Annotated in this window: 18 protein-coding genes and 2 pseudogenes; 9 read left to right on the top strand and 11 right to left on the bottom strand. The window is 68.1% G+C overall.

The window, feature by feature from the left end; all coding sequences use genetic code 11:
• Nucleotides 1-11: 11 nt before the first annotated feature.
• On the bottom strand, nucleotides 12-1,340 hold the full coding sequence (locus tag ACQ86A_RS18905) for a phytoene desaturase family protein (protein ID WP_431280519.1): 1,329 nt from the start codon (nucleotides 1,338-1,340) through the stop codon (nucleotides 12-14).
• Nucleotides 1,340-1,465, bottom strand: a pseudogene (locus tag ACQ86A_RS18900) (FAD-dependent oxidoreductase); the annotation flags it as partial. The pseudogene ACQ86A_RS18900 and the gene ACQ86A_RS18905, both read right to left, overlap by 1 nt.
• A gap of 42 nt (nucleotides 1,466-1,507) precedes the next feature.
• On the opposite strand from ACQ86A_RS18900, the gene ACQ86A_RS18895 reads away from it, so the two are divergent.
• From ACQ86A_RS18895 to ACQ86A_RS18885, 3 genes are all read left to right on the top strand, one after another.
• Nucleotides 1,508-2,662, top strand: coding sequence for a low temperature requirement protein A (locus ACQ86A_RS18895; protein WP_431278450.1), 1,155 nt, complete (start codon nucleotides 1,508-1,510; stop codon nucleotides 2,660-2,662).
• A gap of 203 nt (nucleotides 2,663-2,865) precedes the next feature.
• A complete protein-coding gene (locus ACQ86A_RS18890) occupies nucleotides 2,866-3,465 on the top strand; it encodes a hypothetical protein (RefSeq protein WP_431278449.1) in 600 nt (199 codons plus the stop codon).
• Complete coding sequence (locus ACQ86A_RS18885; RefSeq protein WP_431280490.1) at nucleotides 3,386-5,098, top strand: DEAD/DEAH box helicase; 1,713 nt, start codon at nucleotides 3,386-3,388, stop codon at nucleotides 5,096-5,098. Before ACQ86A_RS18890 ends, ACQ86A_RS18885 begins: the two co-directional genes overlap by 80 nt.
• Nucleotides 5,099-5,298: 200 nt before the next feature.
• On the opposite strand, the gene ACQ86A_RS18880 is transcribed toward ACQ86A_RS18885, so the two are convergent.
• From ACQ86A_RS18880 to ACQ86A_RS18870, 3 genes are all read right to left on the bottom strand, one after another.
• Complete coding sequence (locus tag ACQ86A_RS18880) at nucleotides 5,299-6,222, bottom strand: aminoglycoside phosphotransferase family protein (RefSeq protein WP_431278448.1); 924 nt, start codon at nucleotides 6,220-6,222, stop codon at nucleotides 5,299-5,301.
• Nucleotides 6,201-6,845, bottom strand: a complete 645-nt coding sequence (locus tag ACQ86A_RS18875; protein ID WP_431278447.1) for a TetR/AcrR family transcriptional regulator — start codon at nucleotides 6,843-6,845, stop codon at nucleotides 6,201-6,203. The genes ACQ86A_RS18880 and ACQ86A_RS18875 overlap by 22 nt, the downstream gene beginning before the upstream one ends.
• Nucleotides 6,846-6,971: 126 nt before the next feature.
• Entirely contained in the window at nucleotides 6,972-7,619 is a 648-nt protein-coding gene (locus ACQ86A_RS18870; protein ID WP_431278446.1) for a TetR/AcrR family transcriptional regulator, read from the bottom strand.
• A gap of 177 nt (nucleotides 7,620-7,796) precedes the next feature.
• On the opposite strand from ACQ86A_RS18870, the gene ACQ86A_RS18865 reads away from it, so the two are divergent.
• The 6 genes from ACQ86A_RS18865 (at nucleotide 7,797) to ACQ86A_RS18840 (ending at nucleotide 15,626) form a co-directional block, all read left to right on the top strand.
• The gene (locus ACQ86A_RS18865) at nucleotides 7,797-9,449 is read left to right on the top strand and encodes an ABC transporter substrate-binding protein (protein WP_431278445.1); all 1,653 of its coding nucleotides are present in this window, start codon (nucleotides 7,797-7,799) and stop codon (nucleotides 9,447-9,449) included.
• Nucleotides 9,450-9,534: 85 nt separating this feature from the next.
• The gene (locus tag ACQ86A_RS18860) at nucleotides 9,535-10,359 is read left to right on the top strand and encodes an ABC transporter ATP-binding protein (protein ID WP_431278444.1); all 825 of its coding nucleotides are present in this window, start codon (nucleotides 9,535-9,537) and stop codon (nucleotides 10,357-10,359) included.
• Nucleotides 10,356-11,168: an ABC transporter ATP-binding protein gene (locus ACQ86A_RS18855; protein WP_431278443.1), complete on the top strand. Its 813-nt coding sequence runs from the start codon at nucleotides 10,356-10,358 to the stop codon at nucleotides 11,166-11,168. Before ACQ86A_RS18860 ends, ACQ86A_RS18855 begins: the two co-directional genes overlap by 4 nt.
• A 47-nt stretch (nucleotides 11,169-11,215) precedes the next feature.
• Entirely contained in the window at nucleotides 11,216-12,238 is a 1,023-nt protein-coding gene (locus ACQ86A_RS18850) for an ABC transporter permease (RefSeq protein WP_431280489.1), read from the top strand.
• A gap of 68 nt (nucleotides 12,239-12,306) precedes the next feature.
• Complete coding sequence (locus ACQ86A_RS18845; RefSeq protein ID WP_431280488.1) at nucleotides 12,307-13,320, top strand: ABC transporter permease; 1,014 nt, start codon at nucleotides 12,307-12,309, stop codon at nucleotides 13,318-13,320.
• Nucleotides 13,317-15,626 carry a glycoside hydrolase family 3 N-terminal domain-containing protein gene (locus ACQ86A_RS18840; RefSeq protein ID WP_431278442.1) on the top strand — a complete coding sequence of 770 codons (2,310 nt, stop codon included), beginning with the start codon at nucleotides 13,317-13,319 and terminating at the stop codon, nucleotides 15,624-15,626. Before ACQ86A_RS18845 ends, ACQ86A_RS18840 begins: the two co-directional genes overlap by 4 nt.
• 158 nt (nucleotides 15,627-15,784) lie before the next feature.
• Here ACQ86A_RS18840 and ACQ86A_RS18835 read toward each other — a convergent pair whose 3' ends face one another.
• The 6 genes and pseudogenes from ACQ86A_RS18835 to ACQ86A_RS18810 form a co-directional block, all read right to left on the bottom strand.
• Nucleotides 15,785-16,708: an alpha/beta hydrolase family protein gene (locus ACQ86A_RS18835; RefSeq protein ID WP_431278441.1), complete on the bottom strand. Its 924-nt coding sequence runs from the start codon at nucleotides 16,706-16,708 to the stop codon at nucleotides 15,785-15,787.
• A 5-nt stretch (nucleotides 16,709-16,713) separates the two neighbouring features.
• The gene (locus tag ACQ86A_RS18830) at nucleotides 16,714-17,268 is read right to left on the bottom strand and encodes an AAA family ATPase (protein ID WP_431278440.1); all 555 of its coding nucleotides are present in this window, start codon (nucleotides 17,266-17,268) and stop codon (nucleotides 16,714-16,716) included.
• 54 nt (nucleotides 17,269-17,322) lie between these two features.
• Nucleotides 17,323-18,722: pseudogene (locus ACQ86A_RS18825) on the bottom strand (GH1 family beta-glucosidase).
• Between the two features lie 2 nt (nucleotides 18,723-18,724).
• Nucleotides 18,725-19,087: a tautomerase family protein gene (locus tag ACQ86A_RS18820; RefSeq protein ID WP_431278439.1), complete on the bottom strand. Its 363-nt coding sequence runs from the start codon at nucleotides 19,085-19,087 to the stop codon at nucleotides 18,725-18,727.
• A gap of 37 nt (nucleotides 19,088-19,124) precedes the next feature.
• Nucleotides 19,125-20,036, bottom strand: a complete 912-nt coding sequence (locus ACQ86A_RS18815; RefSeq protein ID WP_431278438.1) for an aldo/keto reductase — start codon at nucleotides 20,034-20,036, stop codon at nucleotides 19,125-19,127.
• A 44-nt stretch (nucleotides 20,037-20,080) separates the two neighbouring features.
• Entirely contained in the window at nucleotides 20,081-20,854 is a 774-nt protein-coding gene (locus tag ACQ86A_RS18810) for a VOC family protein (protein ID WP_431278437.1), read from the bottom strand.
• Nucleotides 20,855-20,996 lie beyond the last annotated feature (142 nt).

The following is a 20,996-nucleotide window of genomic DNA, read 5'->3' as shown; positions in this document are numbered from 1 at the left end:
TTCTCCTTCGGTCAGTCTGGGGCGAGCGACGGCATCCTGGTGACCCCGAACTCGTGGTGCAGCGCGCTGCGCGCGGCGTAGTAGCCGGGCAGACCGTGCACGCCGGGCCCGGGCGCAGCGGCGGCGGAGGCCAGATAGAGGCCGCGGCCGGGCATCCGCCACGGGTCGGTGGCGAGCACGGGGCGGGCGATCAGCTGGCGGAAGCTCGGAGCACCCGCCGAGATGTCCCCGCCGACGTAGTTGGGGTTGTAGCGCTGCATGTCCTCGGCGGTGCGCGACGACGTCGCCAGGATGAGGTCGCGGAAGCCGGGTGCGAACCGTTCGATCTGACGGATGATCGCCTCCTGCTGGTCGATCACCGACCCCCGCGGAACGTGTGTATACGCCCACAGCACGTGCTTTCCGGCGGGCGCCCGGGTCGAGTCGAAGAGCGACGGCTGCGACACGAGCACGTACGGATCGATGCTGTGTCGACCAGCGGCGACCTCGCGCTCTTGCCTGGCAATGGCTTCGCGGCTTCCGCCGACGTGCACGGTGGCCGTCTCGGTGAGTTCCGGGTTCTCCCATGGCACCGGCCCCGAGAGGGCGAAGTCGACCTTCGCGACGCCGTTCCCGATGCGGAACCGCGAGATCTTGCGCAGGTAGTTGGGCGACAGCCTGTCCTCCCCGAGGCGGGCTGCCGCCTCGGCGCCGGTGTCGAAGAGGATCACCCGGGCGGACGGCAGCTCGGCCAGGCTCGTCACCTCGGTGCCGATGACCACCTCGCCGCCGTGTGCGACGAGATCGGCGACCAGGGCATCCGCGATCGCTTGGCTTCCGCCGACCGGGATCGGCCAGCCGCGCGCGTGCGCATAGGTGGCGAGGGTGACGCCGGCGGCGGCGCCCGCGAGGCTGGGGAGGGGGAGCGTGGAGTGGGCGAAGACCCCCGTCAGCAGCGCGCCGGCCTGGTCGCCGCTGAACGGCAGGTTCCACCACGGTCCGCCCTGGTTCAACATCGCGAGAGCGAAGCGTGCTGCGGTGAACGGATGCCGCGGAACCTGGAGCACCTGCGATCCGGTGAACTCGGCGACCCGATCCGCACGGTCGACCAGCGGCCCGAGAAGTCGTCGATAGGCCGCGCCGTCCTCGCCCAGACCCTCGACCGTGCGGTCGAGGTCGTGGTAGGCCAGCGCAGCACGGCCGCCGTCTAGCGGGTGCCCGTACGACGCCGTCGGCAGGATGAACGGGATGCGCTTCTCGATCTGGAACCGCCGGAAGAATCCCGAGGCGAAGGCCAGTGGATGCACCGCCGAACAGATGTCATGTACGTACCCGGGCAGCGTGATCGGCTCGGTGCGCATCCCTCCCCCGCGGTGGCGTTGCGCTCGTAGACGCGCACGGACAGCCCCGCGCGCGCGAGGGTGACCGCCGCAGCGAGCCCGTTGGGGCCGGAGCCGATGACGATCGCGTCGGGGTCGGAGGTCATTACCCACTTATACCCCTGGTTGGGCCGCGTTACCCTGCCGTCATGGTGAATCGACTCGCGCAGGCCGCCGACCGCGTGTCGACGGTCGAGCTGCTGTTCGATCTGGTGTTCGTCTTCACGATCACGCAGGTGACGGAGATCGTGGTCGAGCATCCGTCGTGGATCGGGGTCGCGCAGGCCGCCCTGACGCTGGCCGTCGTGTGGTGGATGTACGACGCGTACGCGTGGCTCACAAACCAAGCGGCGACCGAGAGCGTGGTGCTTCGGGTCGGACTCGTGGCGGCGATGGCCGCGTTCCTGCTGCTGGCGGTGGCGATTCCGCACGCGTTCGGTGCGAGCGGTCTGCTGTTCGGTTTCGCCTACCTGGCCGTGGTCGTGATCCACTTCACCCTGTTCGCCCTTCTCGGACGGTCGGGGTCGGCGCGGTCGATGCTGACCGTGGCGCCGTTCAACCTGTCGGGCGCCGTGATCCTGATCGTCGCGGGGTTCGTGACCGGGCCGGCCGACTGGATCCTGTTCCCGGTGGCGCTGCTGGTGATGATCTCGACCTCGTTCACGAGCGGACCTGGCGGGCTGGACATCGGCGCGTCCCATTTCGTGGAGCGGCACGGGCTGCTGATGATCATCGCGTTCGGCGAGTCGATTGTCTCGGTCGGCGTCGGGGCGACCGAGCACGAGTTCGGCCCTGCCATCCTGACCGGGGTGCTGCTCTGCGTCGGTGTCGTCGCCGCGCTGTGGTGGTGCTACTTCGCGGGTGACGACGACGAGCGCGCCGGGCGCAGCATGACCGGTGCCTCGGTGCGCCGGCGGTCGGTGCTCGCGCTCACTGCCTTCGGGCTCGACCATTATGTGATGATCCTCGGGCTGGTGCTGTGGGCGGCCGGGGTGACGTTCGTGAGCGGAGACGTGTTCGCCGTTGGACCTCCCGTCGGCGCCTGGCTGCTCGCCGCGGGCGTCGGCGTCTACCTGCTCGGGGATGCGCGGTACCGCCAGGAGCTCGCGCTCGGCCCCTCCGGTCTCCGGTACCTGGCGGCTGTGGTGTGCGGGGCGACCGGCTTTCTCGGATTGGTGGCGGCGGCGGTGTGGCAGCTCGTCGTGCTGTTGGCGGTGCTGGTCGGCGTGATCGTGACGGAAGCGGCCCGGTCGCAGCGCATCCGGAAATCCCCGACCATTCCCAGCTTGGATCCTGTATCGTAGATCAGTCGGCTCTTGACACCGTGCTTGTTTGCGCGGATGGGTTTGTAAGTCAGGTGGGCCGGTTTCGTCGCCACGTTCGGCGCTCGAATGATCACTGTATGTGAACGGCCCCGGCCAAAGACTGCCCGGGTTCTCCCAGACCACGACCTCCACGGAGGGCGTGCGCTGTGCCATGCACACGAGAACAACCCAGGAAAACACTCATGCCAGGATTCAAGAAGCAGCACGGCGCCCCCGGCGCACGCAAGGGCGGCCCCAAGTCGGGCAGCCGCAGCCCCGGTCACCGCGGATACCGCGCGGAAGAGACCGCCGCCGCGCCCAAGAAGCAGCGCTGGAGCACCGAGGACCGCGCAGCGCGCCAGGGCTACGGCTCGCGCGACGCCGCAGGCACCGGATCGACCGGCGGCCGCAAAGAGCGCCCGAACTGGGAGCCCCGCGGCAAGGAAGCACGCACGTGGGAGCCCCGCGGCGAGCGTGGAGCCGCCCGCGGCGAGCGTCCGTCTTACGGTGACCGTCCGGCTCGTGGTGAGCGTCCGTCTTACGGTGACCGCCCGGCCCGTGGTGAGCGTCCGTCGTACGGTGACCGCCCGGCTCGCGGCTACGACAACGACCGCCCGCGCCGTTCGTTCGACGACCGTGGCGACCGCGCCCCGCGTCGTGACAACGATGACCGTCCGCGCCGTTCGTACGACAACGACCGCCCCGCGCGCTCGTTCGACAAGGATCGCGCTCCGCGCCTCGTTCGACAAGGACCGCGCTCCGCGTCGCGACTTCGACAACGACCGTCCCCGTCGTTCCTTTGACAACGACCGTCCGGCCCGCAGCTTCGACAACGACCGTCCGCGTCGCTCGTTCGACGACCGTGGCGACCGCCCGGCCCGCACCGAGCGTCCTTCGTACGGCGACCGTCCGGCCCGTAGCTACGACAACGACCGCCCGCGTCGCTCCTTCGAGGACCGTGGCGACCGCGCCCCGCGTCGCGACAACGACGACCGTCCGCGCCGTTCGTACGACAACGACCGCCCGGCACGCTCGTTCGACAACGACCGCGCCCCGCGTCGCGACTTCGGCACCGACCGCCCACGTCGCTCGTTCGACGACCGCGGCGACCGCGGAGACCGGGCACCCCGCCGCGACAACGACTCGAAGTTCTACCCGAGCCGCGACGACAAGCCCGCGCACTTCACGCCCGAGGCGGACGTCGTGCTCGAGCGCCTCGAGGCCGACGCCATCCAGGCGAAGGACGTGGAGGGTGTGAGCTTCGGCGACCTGGGCATCGGCGGCAACATCGAGCGCGCGCTCGCCGACCTCGGTGCGGCGACGCCGTTCCCGATCCAGGCCGCGACGATTCCGGATGTGCTGGCCGGCAAGGACGTGCTCGGCCGCGGCCGCACCGGCTCCGGCAAGACCATCGCCTTCGGCGCCCCGCTCGTCGAGCGACTGATGACCCTCTGGGCGGAGTCGGGCAAGTCGGGCGGAAAGCGTCAGATGGGTCGCAAGCCCCGCGCGCTCATCCTGGCCCCGACTCGTGAGCTCGCTCTGCAGATCGACCGCACCGTGCAGCCGATCGCCCGCAGCGTCGGCCTGTTCACCACGCAGATCTACGGCGGCGTGCCCCAGGCCCGCCAGGTGGGCGCGCTGCAGCGCGGCGTCGACATCGTGATCGGCACCCCCGGACGCATCGAGGACCTCATCGAGCAGGGCCGTCTCGACCTCAGCGAGGTCGTCATCACGGTTCTCGACGAGGCCGACCACATGTGCGACCTGGGCTTCCTCGAGCCGGTGCAGCGCATCCTTCGCGAGACCGCCGACGGTGGGCAGAAGCTGCTCTTCTCGGCCACGCTCGACAAGGGCGTCGCCCAGCTCGTCGACGAGTTCCTCACGGAGCCGTCGGTGCACGAGGTGGCCGGTGAGGACCAGGCGTCCTCGACCATCGACCACCGCGTTCTCGTGATCGAGCACCGCGACAAGGCGGCGATCATCGAGCAGCTCGCCGACCGCAACGGCAAGACCCTCGTCTTCGCCCGCACCCGCGCGTTCGCCGAGATGCTCGCCGACCAGCTCGACGACGCCGGCATCCCGGCCGTCAGCCTGCACGGCGACCTCAACCAGTCGCGCCGCACGCGCAACCTCGGCCAGCTCACCAGCGGCCGGGTCAACGTACTGGTGGCGACGGATGTGGCAGCTCGCGGCATCCACGTCGACGACATCGACCTGGTCATCCAGGCCGACGCGCCGGACGAGTACAAGACCTACCTGCACCGCTCGGGCCGCACGGGCCGCGCCGGCAAGCAGGGCACGGTCGTCACCCTCATCCCGCGCCAGCGTCAGCGTCGCATGACCGAGCTGCTCGACCGGGCAGAGATCCAGGCCGACTTCGTGCTCGCGATCCCCGGCGACCAGCTGATCACCGACCTCGCGCAGGCCGGGGCGTAACCAGCGCTACCCCGAGTCGCGCCGAATCGACCTTCCCGAGCCTCGGGAACGTCGATTCGGCGCGACTCGTTCGTTAACCCCGGTCGATTTCGCGCGAGTCGCGCCTTGTGCGGGTTCCGGGAGGGCGGGAAGGTGCGCTAGGCGCGACTCAGCCCGGCGCGGCCGGGAACGCGGGGGGGGGGGGGGGGGGGGGGCGCGGGCTAGGGGGCGAGTTGGGCGAGGGCGTGGGCGCCGAGGGCGGCCATCCGCGGGTTGTCGTCGGAGTGGGCGGCGAGGGCGGAGCCCATCGCCACGGCCCAGCCGGCGGCGCGCAGCCAGGTGGCGTCGTCGGTGGGCGCGAGTTCTGAGAGGCGCGAGCGGAACGTCGCGCGCGCATCCGGTTCGAAGGTCAGCCAGGCGGTCGCCAGGTCGGTCGCCGGGTCGCCCGCGGTGAGGTCGCCGAAGTCGATCACCGCGGCGAGCGTGCGCGTACCGGTGTCGCCTTCGCCTCGGCCGAACAGCAGGTTTCCGGGATGCAGGTCGCCGTGCAGCCAGATCGGCGGCCCGTCCCACACCGGCGCGTCGAGAGCCCGCTCCCAGTGCGCGGTCAGGCCTGACACATCCGTGCGCTCCGCCAGAAGGGCTAGCCGCTCCCGAACGGCCACGTCGCGAGTCGCCAGCGGCACACCCCGCACGGGATTGTGGGGCGCGTCGGCGGGGGCAAGCGTGTGCAGCGCGGCCACGAACTCTGCCAGCGGACGGGCGACGGATGCGCGCTCGGCGCCCGACACATCCGCCCCATCGATGCCGTCGACCCAGCGCACAATGCTCCATGGCCACGGGAACGCCTCGCTCGGCACGCCGTCCCGCACCGGCGCGGGCACCGCCACCGGAAGCTGGGCGGCGAGCGCCGGCAGCCACGCTTGCTCGTGCGCGATCAGTTCCGCGGCGACCTGGCGGCGAGGGATGCGCACGGCGAGATCATCCCCGAGCCGGAAGATCTCGTTGTCCCACCCGTCCGCGACGAGCACCAGCGGTGCGACGAGATCCGGGTGCTGCTCCGAGATCAACCGCGCGACCAGAGCCTCGTCGACATGGATGTCTCGTTCGGGCGTGTGCGCCATCATGCCGGCTGGTTGAGCCACAGCACCATCGCGGCGATGACCGCCGCCACTGCTTCGGGCATCTGCACCGCATCCTGTTCGAGCAGCCACTGCACCTGGAGGCCGTCCATCGCGGCGATGACGGCGGCGGCGGCCTGCCAGAGCCGAGCTTCGTCGACGTCGGCGGGGGTGGCCTCGCGGAACGCCTCCGCGACCATGCCGCGCAGGCCGATGAACCGTTCGCGGAAGTAGTCCTGCGCGGGGTGCCCTTCGGTCACGGACTCGGCGGACAGCACGGCGTACGCCTGCACGATTCCGGCGCGTGCCATGTTCGCCTGGGCGGTGGCGACGAGGTGGCTCAGCAGCTCTCTGCCGACCGGAGGATGCTGCCCTTCGAGGTTCATGACATCGGCCCGGTCGCGGTGGTCGAGCACGGCGACCAGCAGCTGGTCTTTGGTGCCGAAATGGTGGAGGACGCCGGCGTGGGTCATCCCGGCCTTCTCGGCGATCTCGATGAGCGAGCCGTTGTTGAAGCCTCGGGTCGCGAAGACGGCCATGGCCGCGTTCAGGATGCGATCCCGCGTGGCCGCGGTTCGCGCCTGCGGCTTGGCGACCCTGTCGGCGGCAGCTCGCTTGGCGCGGATCGTGCGGGACGCGGCGGCCATCTTCGTTTCCTTTCGGGATCGTCTTGCCGAGATCGTCTTTCCTGGTGACGCGAGCGGGTCAGCGATGAGCCGCGGAAGGCGGATCGGCGAAGAACCGCAATTCGGAGACTATACGCGCTGCCCGGTTCACGTCGTGCGGACGTAGGAGGGCACCGACGGCCCGGGGTGCAGCACACCGTTCACGATCGCCTCGATGGCGAACTCGCTCGCCTTCGCGAGGTCGACGGCCGAGGGGTCGAGCAGCCACTGCAACTGCAACCCGTCCATGACCGCGAGGATGGATGCTGAGGCCTTGTCGATCGTGTCGGGGTCGCTCACGTTCTCTTGCGCGCACAGCTCGCGGAACGCCGCGTCGAGTTCGCCGCGCAGGTTGCGGTACCGATCCTGGAAATATTCTTTCGCGGGGTGGTCGTCGGTCACCGACTCGGAGGAGAGCACGGTGTAGACCTGCACGATTCCCGGGCGCAGCGAGTTGCGGAACGCGGTGTCGACGAGGTGCGCGAACAGCGCGGGGCCATCGGGGATGTGATGGCCGTCGAGGTGCGCGACGTCGTCATGGTCGCGGAACTCGAGAACTTCGAGGAGCAGATTCTGCTTGGATCCGAAGTGGTGCAGAACGCCGGCGTGCGTCATTCCGACCTGCTCGGCGATGTCGGCGAGGGTTCCGTTGGCCGACCCTTTGGTTCCGAACGTCTCGATCGCCGCCCGAAGGATCTTCTTCCGTTTACGCGCGGTCTCCGGGCGATGTGTCGTGCTGTCGCCCGTCGTGATCATCCGTGCCGTCCTCTGCGTCGTGCCGCTTGCGTCGCAGCTTACCACTCAGTAACCTCAGACCAACTTGCTTTCAGACCAGTAAGCAAGTTAGTGTCAGCCGACATCCCGCACCAGAGGGCACAACGGATGTGCCCGCCAGAAGGAGAAGCAATGAGGCTTAGGAAAACGTTAGTCACGGTGTCCGCGATCGCCGCTATCAGCGCGCTCGCGCTCACCGGCTGCTCGTCGAACGGTTCGTCCGGGGCGACGAGCACGAGCGGAGGCTCGCTCACCGTCGCGAAGCCCGATGGCGCGGCCATCCTGGCGACCCAGATCAACAACCCGTTCATCACCACCGGTTCCGGCATGTCGCTCGGCTACGACCGGATGATCTACGAGCCCCTAGCGATCGTCAACCCGGTCGGCAAGAACGAGACGACCCCGTGGCTCGCCTCGAAGGTCGAGTGGAACTCCGACTACACGCAGCTGACGGTCACCCCGCGGGCGAACGTCAAGTGGAGCGACGGCAAGCCCTTCACCGCCGACGACATCGTGTTCACGTACAACCTGATCAAGAACACCCCGGCGCTCGACCTGGGCGGCCTCAAGCTGACGGAGGTCAAGAAGGACGGGGACAACGTCGTCCTGAACTTCAGCGAGTCGAAGTTCGTCAAGCAGGGTGACGTGCTCCAGGTCGCCATGGTTCCCGAGCACCAGTGGAAGGGCATCGCAGACCCGACGAAGGATGCGGTGAAGAACGCGATCGGCACAGGCCCGTTCACGATCAAGACCTTCTCGTCGCAGGGCGTCGTGCTGAAGGCCCGTACCGACTACTGGGGCGGCAAGGCTCCCGTGGGCGAGCTGAAGTACCTCGAGTACAACGACAACACGGGCCTGCTCCGCGCTCTCCAGAGCGGTGAGACCGACTGGGCGCAGATCTTCATCACCGACTACCAGAAGAACTACGTCGACAAGGACCCGAAGCACAACGTGTTCTGGGGCGCCAACGTCCTCAGCCCCGACATGATCGTGGTCAACACGACGAAGGCTCCGTTCGACAACGTCGCGTTCCGCAAGGCCGTCAACATGGTTATCGACCGGAAGGCGCACGCAGAGAAGGCGCGCAGCAACGCCGGACCGGAACTGACGAACGTGACCGGCATCCCCCAGCCGACCGGTGACCAGTACATCGCCCCCGAATACAAGGACCAGACGTTCAAGATCGACGTCGACGGCGCGAAGAAGGTGCTGACCGACGCGGGATACACCTGGAAGGACGGCGCCCTGATCGACCCGTCCGGCTCTCCGGTCTCGTTCACCCTGCAGGACCCGCAGGGCTGGAACGACTACGTCACCGGCATCCAGCTGGTCGCGACGCAGATCAAGAGCACGCTCGGCGCCGACGCGAAGGTCGCAACGCCCGACGCCGACACCTGGTTCGCGAACGTCGCCTCCGGCAGCTTCGATGCAGTCCTGCACTGGACCGGATCCGGCTCGAACCCGTGGCACATCTACGACGACGTGATGAACGGCAGCTACCTCGAGCAGGCGGCGGACGGCAAGGTCTCGGACAACTTCGGACGCTACAACAACCCGGAGGCGACCGCGCTGCTCAAGGAGTACGCGCAGGCCTCCGAGGACAGCGACCGGACCGCTGCACTGAACAAGCTGCAGAAGATCTTCGTGGACGACGTCCCGGCGATCCCGATCGGCACCCACCCCCAGCTGGCCGAGTACAACACCCGTAAGTTCACGGGATGGCCCAGCGAGAGCAAACAGTACGCGACGGCTGACCCGACGCAGCCCTCGGCGGTCCAGGTCCTCATGAACCTGAAGCCGGCGAGCAAGTAATCACCTGCGCGTCCGGGGTGGATGCGGGCCTCTGCGCCCGTGTCTACCCCGGACTGTCCGCGGTCAGCGTGAAAGCGACATCCCCATGACAGACTCCCTTCTCTCTGTGCGCGACTTCTCGGTCGTGTACGACGTGGATCCGCCGGTCGAGGCGGTCAAGAACGTCACCATCGACATCAAGCGCGGCGAAATCGTCGGCCTCGCCGGCGAGAGCGGGTGCGGCAAGACAACGCTCGCCTACGGAGTGCAGCGCCTCCTCAAGCCCCCGGCCGTGATCAGCAGCGGCAGCGTCGTCTTCCACGACGAGAGCGGCGACGACATCGACATCAGCTCCCTCGACCCCGAGGAGATGCGCCGGTTCCGCTGGGACAAGGTCTCCATGGTGTTCCAGGGAGCCATGAACGCGCTCAACCCCGTGGCCACCATCGGGTCGCAGCTCGAAGACGTCTTCCTGGTTCACCGCCCGGAGATGAACCGTGTGCAGCGTCGCGCCGAGGTGATAGAACTCCTGGAGATCGTGAAGGTCGGGGCTCAGCGCCGCCGTTCCTTTCCCCACGAGCTCTCCGGCGGTATGCGCCAGCGGGTCATGATCGCCATGGCCCTCGCGCTTCGCCCGCAGCTGATGGTCATGGACGAGCCGACCACGGCGCTCGACGTGCTCGTGCAGCGCGAGATCCTGAAGCAGATCTCCGAGCTCCGCCACGACTTCGGCTTCTCCGTCGTCTTCATCACCCACGACCTCCCGCTGCTCCTGGAGATCAGCGACCGCATCGCGATCATGCGCCAAGGCGAGATCGTCGAGCTGGCCGAGGCGGAGCAGATCTGGACGAACCCCCAGCACGAGTACACGCGCAAGCTGCTCGAGTCGTTTCCGCGCCTCACCGGCGAGAGAGGGGTGGTCGTGCGATGACCACGCTCGAGTTCAAGAACGTCACCAAGATCTACAACGTGCGCGGTGCCGGGCAGATCAAGGCACTGGACGATGTCAGCTTCACCCTCGGCCCTCGTCAGACCATCGGGTTGGTCGGCCAGTCAGGCAGCGGCAAGTCGACGATCGCGAAGATCCTCACGCAGCTCGAGACCCCCACCAGCGGGGAGGTGCTGCTGGACGGCACCCCGATCCCCAAGTCGGGGAAGGCGTTGCGCAAGTATCGTCAGCAGCTCCGGATGGTCTTCCAGGACCCGTTCGCTTCGCTCAACCCGTCGCACTCGATCCGCCACCACATCGAGCGGCCGCTGCGCCTGGACGATGTCGTCCCGCGCAAGGAGGTCGATGACGAGGTGCGGCGTCTGCTGGAGCGTGTGCGGCTCGACGCGGATGCCGTGATCGACCGGCGCCCGCACGAGCTCTCCGGCGGGCAGCGTCAGCGCGTGGCGATCGCCCGCGCACTGGCATCGCGTCCGGCGCTGCTGGTAGCGGACGAGCCGGTGTCGATGCTTGACGTGTCGATTCGCCTCGGGGTGCTGAACCTGCTCGCCGAACTGCAGAGCCAGGAAGGGCTCGGCGTGCTGTACATCACCCATGACCTGGCGACCGCGCGGCACTTCAGCGATGAGATCATCGTGCTCAATCAGGGCAGGATCGTCGAGCACGGGCCGGCGGACGATGTCATCCTGCGCCCGCAGGACCCGTACACCCGGGCGCTCCGCGCTGCGTCCCCCGACCCGGAGGAGCATTTCGGCGCGATGGCCGCACAGATTTCAGGAGGTGCGCTGTGAGCGCCGACAACCCGACGACCACCGTCGATCCGACGCTCATCGGGACGATGGCAACCAGGACGGAGCGCCGCGGCATGCGGGTCCCCTGGCGTTTCATCGGCGGACGCGTAGCCTTCTACGCGTTCACCCTGTGGGCGGCGATCACCATCAACTTCTTCCTGCCGCGCATGATGAAGGGCGATGCCGTCTCGTCGTACATGGCGCGAAGCCAGGGCCAGCTGACTCCGGATGCGGAGAAGGCGCTCCGGATCATGTTCGGCCTGGACACGTCGGTGCCCCTGTGGCAGCAGTACCTCAACTACTGGGACATGCTCTTCCACGGAAACCTGGGCGTCTCCATCTCCACGGGCATGGCGCCGGTGGGCGAGGCGATCGCCTCCGCCCTGCCGTGGACGCTCGGGTTGGTCGGGTTCGCCACAGTGATCTCGTTCCTGATCGGCACCAGCCTGGGTGCGGTGATCGGGTGGAAGCGAGGCGGACGTCTCGATGTGTTCGTGCCGGTGACGACATTCCTCGGCACCGTGCCGTACTTCTGGGTTGGCCTGATCCTGATCGCTGTGTTCTCCACGACGCTCGGCTGGTTCCCCGCCGGGCACGCCTACGAACTGGGCGTCGAACCCGGCTGGAACGCGGACTTCATCGGCCAGGTGATCTCGCACGCAGCGCTGCCGATGATCACCATCGTGATCGTCTCGGTCGGCGGCTGGGTGCTCGGCATGCGCAACATGATGCTCACCGTGCTCGACGAGGATTACATCACCGTCGCGCAGGCCAAGGGCATGCCGGATCGCCGCGTGCTCTGGCGCTACGCCGCCCGCAACGCGGTGCTCCCGCAGATTCAGAGCTTCGCCCTCGCCATCGGCTTCATCGTCAGCGGCACGATCGTGATGGAGATGGTGTTCTCCTATCCCGGCATCGGCTTGCTGCTGCTCAACGCCACCAGCGCGAAGGACTACGCGCTGATGCAGGGCATCTTCCTCGTCCTGGTCCTGGCTGTGCTGGTTGCGAACATCCTCGCGGACATCGCATACGCCATCCTCGACCCCCGCACCCGTCAGACGGAGGCCTGATCGTGACAACCCCCGCCCAGGAAGCGCAGACACTCGTCCAGCCGACCGGAGTCGGCGCTCCGGAGACCATGGCCGTCGCGGCCGTCGGCCGACCGCGCCCCACGAAGGTGACCTTCTGGTCGCAGCTGAAAGCCTCGCTCGCGATGTTCAGCAACCCCAAGTCGGCGACCGGCCTGATCATCATGGGCGTCTTCGTGCTCGTCGCGATCTTCGCCCCGTGGATCGCTCCTTACGATCCGAACGCGCAGCACCTCGACCAGACGCTCCAGCCACCCTCGTTCCAGCACCTCCTGGGCACGACCCACATCGGCCAGGACGTGTTCAGCCAGCTCGTCTTCGGAACGCGAGGCGTGCTCGTCGTCGGGTTCCTGGCGACGATCATGGCCACGGTGGTCGCGATCATCGTCGGCGTGACCGCCGGCTACCTGCGCGGCTGGAGGAGCGAATCGCTCTCGGCGGTCTCGAACGTCTTCCTCGTCATCCCCGGACTGCCGCTGATGATCATCGTCGCTTCGCAGTTCGAGGATCCGCCTCTGTGGCTCATCGCCGCGGTGCTCGGTCTGACCGGCTGGGCCTGGGGTGCGCGTGTGCTGCGCGCGCAGACCATGTCGCTGCGCAACCGCGACTTCATCCAGGCCGCCCGGGCAAACGGCGAGCCCCTGCATCGCATCATCCTGGTGGAGATGCTCCCGAACCTTTTGGCGATCATCGCGTCGAGTTTCGTGGGCACCATGACCGCCGCAGTGCTGGGTCTGACGACACTCGCGTTCATCGGCGTCATCCCGGTGTCGAACCTGAACTGGGGGACCATCCTGTTCTGGGCGCAGCAGAACAACGCCTTCCCGGACTACTGGTGGTGGTACGTTCCCGCCGGCCTCTGCATCGCGCTGCTCGGCGTGGCCCTGTCGCTGATCAACTTCGGCATCGACGAATACGTCAATCCCCGTCTGCGCTCGGCTGGTGAGCGGGCTCGCGCGATGAAGCGCAAAGGCATCAACCTCAACACCGCCGTCACCCAGGTGCGCACGGTTCCCCCCACGGCCCCGCCGGCCGGGCACATAGTGGAAAGCAAGACCGAATGACCTCGACTCTGCCATCAGCATCCCCGGTTCTCGCGTCCGGAAGCCTTCCGTACCAGGACCCGTCGCTGACGACAGCCGAACGCGTCGCTGATCTCCTCGCACGCATGAGCGTGGAGGAGAAGGTCGGGCAGATGCTGCAGCTCGACGCTCGCGACGACCTGCGCGACCACGTGCTGCGTCGCCATGTCGGCTCGATCCTGCACACGTCGCCGGAGCGCATCCTGGAAGCGAACCGGCTCACGGCCGAGACCCGGCTGCGGATCCCTCTCCTCGTCGGCGAGGACTGCATCCACGGGCACTCGTTCTGGCCGGGCGCCACGATCTACCCCACTCAGCTCGGGATGGCCGCGTCGTGGGATGCGGACCTGATCGAGCGGGTGGCACGAGCCACCGCCGAAGAGGTCGCCGTGACCGGTGTGCACTGGACCTTCTCGCCTGTGCTCTGCATCGCCAGAGACCTGCGCTGGGGCCGGATCAGCGAGACGTTCGGCGAGGATCCTTTCCTCATCGGCGAGCTGGCGAGCGCGATGGTGCGCGGGTATCAGGGAGACGGGCTCGACGATCCGACGGCGATTCTCGCGACTGCGAAGCACTTCGCCGGGTACTCGGAGACGCAGGGCGGCCGCGACGCGAGCGAGGCCGACATCTCCCGGCGCAAGCTCCGGAGCTGGTTCCTGCCGCCGTTCGAGCGTGTGGCGCGCGAAGGATGCCGCACCTTCATGCTCGGCTATCAGAGCACCGACGGCGTGCCGATCACCGTGAACGACTGGCTGCTCAACGAGGTGCTGCGCGGGGAGTGGGGCTTCACCGGAACGCTCATCACCGACTGGGACAACGTCGGCCGCATGGTCTGGGAGCAGAAGATCCAGCCCGACCACGCGCACGCCGCGGCGGCCGCGGTGAAGGCCGGCAACGACATGGTCATGACCACGCCGATGTTCTACGAGGGCGCGCTCGAGGCTGTTGCTCAGGGGATGCTCGCCGAGGACGCATTCGACGCCGCCGTCGCCCGCATCCTGACGCTGAAATTCGACCTCGGACTATTCGAGAATCCTCGGCTGCCCGCGGCCGAACTCGACGAGGTGGTCGGCAGCGCGGCGCACGCGGAGCTGAACCTGGAGATCGCGCGGCGGTCGATCGTGCTGCTCGAGAACGACGGAACGCTGCCCCTCGCGTCTGAGCCCCTCGCGTCTGATCCCCTCCGTGTCGCACTGGTCGGCCCGCTCGCCGACGACGCGCAGAGCCAGCTCGGCGACTGGGCGGGCGGATCCGGTCAGGCCGGCTGGCTAAACGGCCAGCCGCGCGAGATGATCACCACCGTGCTCGACGGCCTGCGCGCGATCGACGGCTGGAGCGTTCTGCACGCGCGCGGGGCGGACATCCTCACGCTCGAAGAGAACCCGAGCGGCAAGACCTTCCCCGACGGACAGCCGCGACCCGACGTGGTCGTGCCGTGCGCCCCGGATCCCACCCTGATCGACGAAGCCGTCGCCGTGGCCGAGGCATCGGATGTGGTGGTCGCCGTGGTCGGCGACCGGATCGAACTCGTCGGCGAGGGCCGCTCCACCGCGACGCTCGACCTGATCGGCGGCCAGATCGCGTTGCTCGACGCGATGATCGCGACGGGGAAGCCCGTCGTCGTGGTGCTCCTCGCCTCGAAGCCGCTCGTGCTACCGGCGTCGGTCGCGAACGCCGCCGCCGTGATCTGGGCGGCGAACCCGGGCATGCTGGGCGGTCAGGCGATCGCCGAGATCCTCGCCGGTCGCATCGATCCCTCCGGGCGCCTGCCGATCTCCTTCGCCAGGCACGTAGGTCAGCAGCCGACGTACTACAACCAGATTCGCGGGCAGCACGGCGACCGGTACGCCGACCTCACCCAGGAGCCCGCGTGGGGGTTCGGCGAGGGACTGTCGTATACGAGCGTGGAGTACGCCGACCTGAGTCTCGCGCGGACCGATCTCGGTGCCCACGAAGACATCGTGGCCGAGGTCAGCGTGAGCAACACCGGCGCCCGCCCGGTGCGTGAGACGGTCCAGGTGTACGTGCGCGACACAGTCACGAGCGTCAGCTGGACGGACAAGGAGCTGAAGGCGTACCGTCAGGTCGACCTGGAGCCGGGTGAGACGGCTCGCGTGCGCTTCGTGCTTCCGGCCCGCGACTGCTCGATCGTTGACGCCGCAGGAACCCGTCGCGTTGAGCCGGGAGACTTCGAACTACTCGTCGGTCCCTCCTCACGTGAGGCGACGCTGCTCTCGACTGGGTTCGAGATCGTCGCCACCGCCCCGGTGCAGACGATGCACCCCTGAACCGGGATGCGCGGCGGCCCGCGCATCCCACCCGACGCCATGTGCGTGGCGCGAACGTGCCCTCCCCGACCCCGGGGAGGGCACGCTTGTCTCGTCGTTTGCCACTTCTCGTCGTTCTCAGGCGTTGAGAGTGACGTTTAGTGGCAAATGGGTGCGGGTCAGAGGCGCTCTTCGATGAAGGCGGTGAGGATCTCGAGGTAGCCGGGCGCGAACGCCTCGATGCCGGGCAGCTGGATGCGGTGGTCGCCCTCCGAGATCACGAATGCCGAGAGCAGGGCGGGAGACACGAGCTCCCGAAAGCGTTCGACGCTGACCTCGACCGGGACGACCGCATCCAGAGCACCGAACAGCGCGAGCAGCGGAACGCGGAGCCCGCGCAACGAGTCCGCCGGGTCGTAGTCGATGATCGTGCCCGCGAAATTCCACAGCTCCTCGCTGCTCGGCACGAATGCCCCGGCATCGGCGAGGTCTTGGAAGGCGCGTCGGCGCGACGGGTCGTGCATCCACTCCGCCGCTTCGGCGAACGGCACGCCGTCGGAGAGCATCAACATGAACTCGTCGAAGGTCGCGGCAGCGGCGGTCTCCCGCTCGGCGACGAGGGCGAGTCCGTCCAGGCGGTTGCGGGTCGAGTACGACTCCTGATCGCGGGGCGTGACTCCTGGCCCGGAGTTCGTGATGACGAAGTCGGCGTGCGTGCGCTCGGCCGCCGCCAGAGCGACCCACCCGCCCTGGCTGTGCCCGAACAGACCGATAGGGAGTCCGGATGCGGCCGTCGGCTCGAACAGCGCATCGAGCGCGGCCTCGACGCCGACCGACAGGTCCGCGGCTTGCCCGGCGATGTCGGCCGTGAGCCAGCTGCCACCTGACCCGACGACGCCGCGCTTGTCGAACGCGCACACGGCGACGCCGAGCTGCAGTATCGCCTCGCGGATGGGCGGGAAGAGCACATCGTTGTCGCGGTCCGACGCTCCCGACCCGGGATGCATCGCGAGCAGCGCGCGGGGAGCGCGCGCCGCATCCGGAGTCCAGAGCGAACCGGCGAGGACGACCCCGTCGTCGGCAACGGCCCGCAGCTCGCGCACGGCCATCAGCCGAGGTCTCCGCTCATGCCCTCATCCTGTCGCGTCGAGCATGCGTCGAGCACGAGGCGGGCGAGCTCTGCCGGGGACACCGAGGTCGTGTCGAACACGGGACCAGCGATTCCGGATGCGTCGATCACCGCGTCCAGTTCCGCGAACCGGTCGAGGTGCCAGGCGAGCAGCCCGTCATGATCGTCCCCATGGCGGCTGCGCAGACGGCGATCCGCCTCGGCCGGGTCGAGTGTCAGGCGGACGACGGTCAGGGATGCGCCGCCCACCGCATCCCGATACTCGCCGACCATTTCGGCCTCCTCCAGAACTCCCGCTAGCACCAGCACCTGTGCGCCGGCGGCGACGTAGTTGGCGGCGACCGAGCGGAGGTTGGCGAGCTCGATCGCGGTGTTGAACCGGTCGCCCGGCGGCGACGGCCAGCCCCGCCGCAGCTCGTCGAGGTCGATGACCGCGTGCGGCACCCCGTCGGCGGCGAGTGCCGCACCGATCGCCTCAGCGGTGGTGGACTTCCCGACGCCGACGGTGCCGTTCAAAAAGATCGCGGTGTGCATCCTGCCACTCAACCACGCCGCCCCAGCAGGGGCCATCGCGAACCGGGCGGAGATCTATCCGACGCGTTGGCCGGTCAGAGCCTCTGCCTCCTGCTTTCGGTTCGCAAGGACGTTCGAGATCCAGCGAGCGCTCTGCTTCGGCGTTCGCTGCTGGGTCTCGTAGTCGACGTAGACGAGGCCGAATCGGCGCGAGTATCCCCACGCCCATTCGAAGTTGTCCATCAGCGTCCAGATGAAGTAGCCGCGGAGGGGAGCCCCTCGGCCACAGCATCCTGTGCCGCCGTGAAGTGGGCTTTCAAATAATCGACGCGCTCGGTGTCCTCGATCTCGCCGTCGGCGTCGACCCTGTCTTCGTAGGCTGCGCCGTTCTCGGTGATGTAGAGCGGCAGCTCCGGGGCCAGCCGGTTCGCCATCCGGAGCACGTCCGTCATGCCGTCCGGGTGGATCTCCCAGCCCATCTGCGTCACGGGCGCCCCGGTCTTGACGAACCGGACGTGCTCGCTGCCCGGGTATGCGCTGGGCGTCTCGTCCGGGTTGTCGCCGGAGGCCACCGTGTGCCGGCTGTAGTAGTTGACGCCGAGAAAGTCGATCGGTGCGGAGATGAGACGGAGGTCGTACTCGGTCGCGTTCTCGGCGAACCACTCCGTCTGTCCCAGGTCGTCGAGGACATCTGCGGGGTACGACCCCGTCAGCACCGGCTCGAGGAAGATGCGGTTGCTGAGGCCGTCGATGCGGCGCGCTGCGTCGCGGTCGGCGTCCGAGTCGCTCGCGGGCCGTACCGAGTACAGGTTGAGCGTCGTGCCGACTCGGGCCTCGGGCTGGGACTCGCGCAGCACCTGCAGAGCGAGGCCGTGCCCGAGCAGGAGGTGGTGTGCAGCCTGGGCGGACTGCGCGCCGACATTCTTCCCCGGTGCATGATGACCGCTCGCGTACCCGAGAAAAGCAGAGCACCACGGTTCGTTCAGTGTGATCCAGTCGCTGATCACGTCACCGAGGCGGTCGGCGACCTGAGCCGCGTAGTCGGCAAAACGTAGCGCGGTGTCCCGCTGCAGCCAGCCGCCACGATCCTCGAGCGCCTGCGGCAGATCCCAGTGGTACAGAGTTGCCCACGGCGTGATGCCGCGTTCGAGCTGGTGCTCCGCGAGCCGACGGTAGAAGTCGATGCCTGCGCTGTTCGCCGTTCCCGTGCCGTCGGGCTGGATGCGCGGCCACGCGATCGAGAACCGGTACGCCTCGAAGCCGAGGTCGGCCATCAGAGCGACGTCGTCGGCCGCCCGGTGATAGTGGTCGTCGGCGAGGTCGCCCGTGGTGCCGTCGATGATGGCGCCGGGAACGCGCGCGAACGTGTCCCAGATGCTGTCGCCGCGCCCATCCTCGTGGGTCGCCCCCTCGATCTGGTACGAAGCGGTCGCGGTTCCGATCACGAAGTCGCGCGGCAGGGTGAACACGGTCATGGTCACTGCTCCTTCGACGGGGCGAGCCAGTCGCCATCGCCGTTCTCGTGGATGGAGATGAGGATGTTGTCGCGCTTGATTCCGAGGGCGGCGAGCCTGTCGACGATCAGCTCCGCGCCGCGCTGCTTGATCTCGGGTGTGTAGCCGTTGTACGCCAGGATGTCGATGAAGACGATGTCCGTGCGCTCCGCATCCGGAAACGTCCGGCTGTAGAACAGGTCGCCGGGTTCGTGCAGCTGGAAGATCTGGAACAGGTCGTCGGCGGGCATCCCCCATCCCTCCGCCAACGAGGAGTTGATGGCTTCGCTCAGCTGCGGCCTCAGGTCGGCCAGGGGCGAGTGCATGTCGATTCGGACGAGTGGCATGTGAACCTCTTCTTCAGGATGTTTCGTGGGTGGGAGCTCAGGACGGCGTCTGCGCGTCGAGCCAGTTGACGGATGCGGGGAGGAGCGACTCGAGTTCAGCCCAGAACTCGTCGGGCAGCTCGAGCGCCGCGGCCTCCAGCGTCGGCTGGATGCGAGCGGACTTGCTGATCCCGACGATGGTGCTGGCGATCCGCCGGTCGCGGGTCGAGAACCGGATCGCTGCCGCTGCGAGGGTCGTGCCCCATCGGCGGCAGACCTCGCGCATCTGCGCGATGGCGGCGAGTGTCTCCGCGCTCGCCGGGCGGTAGCCGTAGTTCGTCGCGCGTCCGCTCTCGTCGGCGAGGATGCCGCCACCGAGCACGGCCGCATTGACGACGCTGATGCCCAGCTCGTCGGCGCGCTCCAGCAGCCGTCCGGCGCTTCGATCGACGGGCGTCCACCGGTTGTGAACGAGCAGAACCTCGAACACACCGAGTTCCAGGTAGCGGAGCATCTCGTGGACGTCGCCGCCGGCGAGGCCGATGTGTCCGATCTCTCCCCGCTCCTTCGCGTCGACAAGCGCATCGACCGCGCCACCGGGTGCCGTCATCGATGCGAAGTCGTGGAACTCCGGGTCGTGCAGATGCACGAGGGGCAGGGGTGAGAGGCCGAGCCGCTCGGCACTCTCGCCGAGCGAGCGACGCAGGCGCTCGCCGCTATAGTCGCCGTCGCGCGCATCCACCTTGGTGATCACCGTCACGTCGGCGGGGAGGCCGCCGAACTCGGCGATCGCTTTGCCGATCCGCTCCTCGCTGCGGCCGTCGGAATAGCCGTTGGACGTGTCGATGGTACGGATGCCGCTGCGCAGCACCTCCCCGACCAGGGCGATGGCATCGGCCTCGGCCACCTCGTGACCGAAGTTCTCGGGCATGCTGCCGAGGGGAGCGCCACCCAGGGTGATGGCGCTCACCTCGATCCCCGTTCCGCGGAGCGGTCGGAGTGCTGTCGCCTCGATCATGCCGAGGCGAGCACGTAGTTCAGACCGTCCGGGTCGGCGTAGACGTCGCGACCGAGGGCGCTGCCGACGACGGTTCCCGAACCCTTCGCCGTCGAGCCGCCGAACTCCACCCCGACGAAACCGGGCTCGTCGAGCTGTGCGACCCGGCTCTCCTTCTCGGCCCGCTCATAAGTGAACACCTCGAGCGAGCTGTCGCCCGACCGGAGGAAATTGATCTCGAACCCACGGTCGTCGCTCGGCTGGTGGATGCCCGACATCAGCACGTAGCCGAGCTCCGCGTAGTGCTCCTTGGTCGCCTCGAGATCCTCGACGGTCGCAGCGACGTGGTCGAAGCGCGGCCGCTGCGGGTCGCCGAGCGCCCAGTCCTGCTCGACGGCCTCGCGGTCGTACACCTCGTGGTACTGCAGCGGACCCTCGACGAGCTCGAGCAGGGTGCCGTCCGGGTCGTAGAAGAACGTGATGCGCACGCCGCCTTCGGCGTGGATCGGCTCGAGGTGGAACGGCACCTCGGCTTCGTGCAGCGCGGCGACCCGTACATCCAGATCGCTCACCTTGAAACCGACGTGGCGGAAGCCGCGCTGGAGGTCGTCCCCGATCCAGGTCGATCCGGCAGGGGAGTCGATACGAGTGAGATGCAGCCGGGCCGTGACGAGGTCGAGCTCGGCCCGGTCATCTCCGGTTTCGATGACGACGGCGTCGAAATGACGCTGGTAGAACTCCACAGATCGTGCGATGTCTCGCACGTTGAGGAGAACGGATTCGATGGCCAACAGAAGGGTCCTTTCTACGCTGAAGCGGCGCCCAGTGCCGGGCGAGGTCACAGTAATCAACTATCTCAATGTATGCAACTAAGTTTGTTCGCAGTTGATACGGGGCACTTCGGCCACCATAGCGGCATAGACGGCAGTTTGT

This window comes from Leifsonia poae, from assembly GCF_050632195.1.
In the GTDB taxonomy this organism is placed as follows: domain Bacteria; phylum Actinomycetota; class Actinomycetes; order Actinomycetales; family Microbacteriaceae; genus Leifsonia; species Leifsonia poae_C.
The sequence above is the reverse complement of the archived record's forward strand: the minus strand, read 5'-3'. Positions and strand labels throughout refer to the sequence as shown.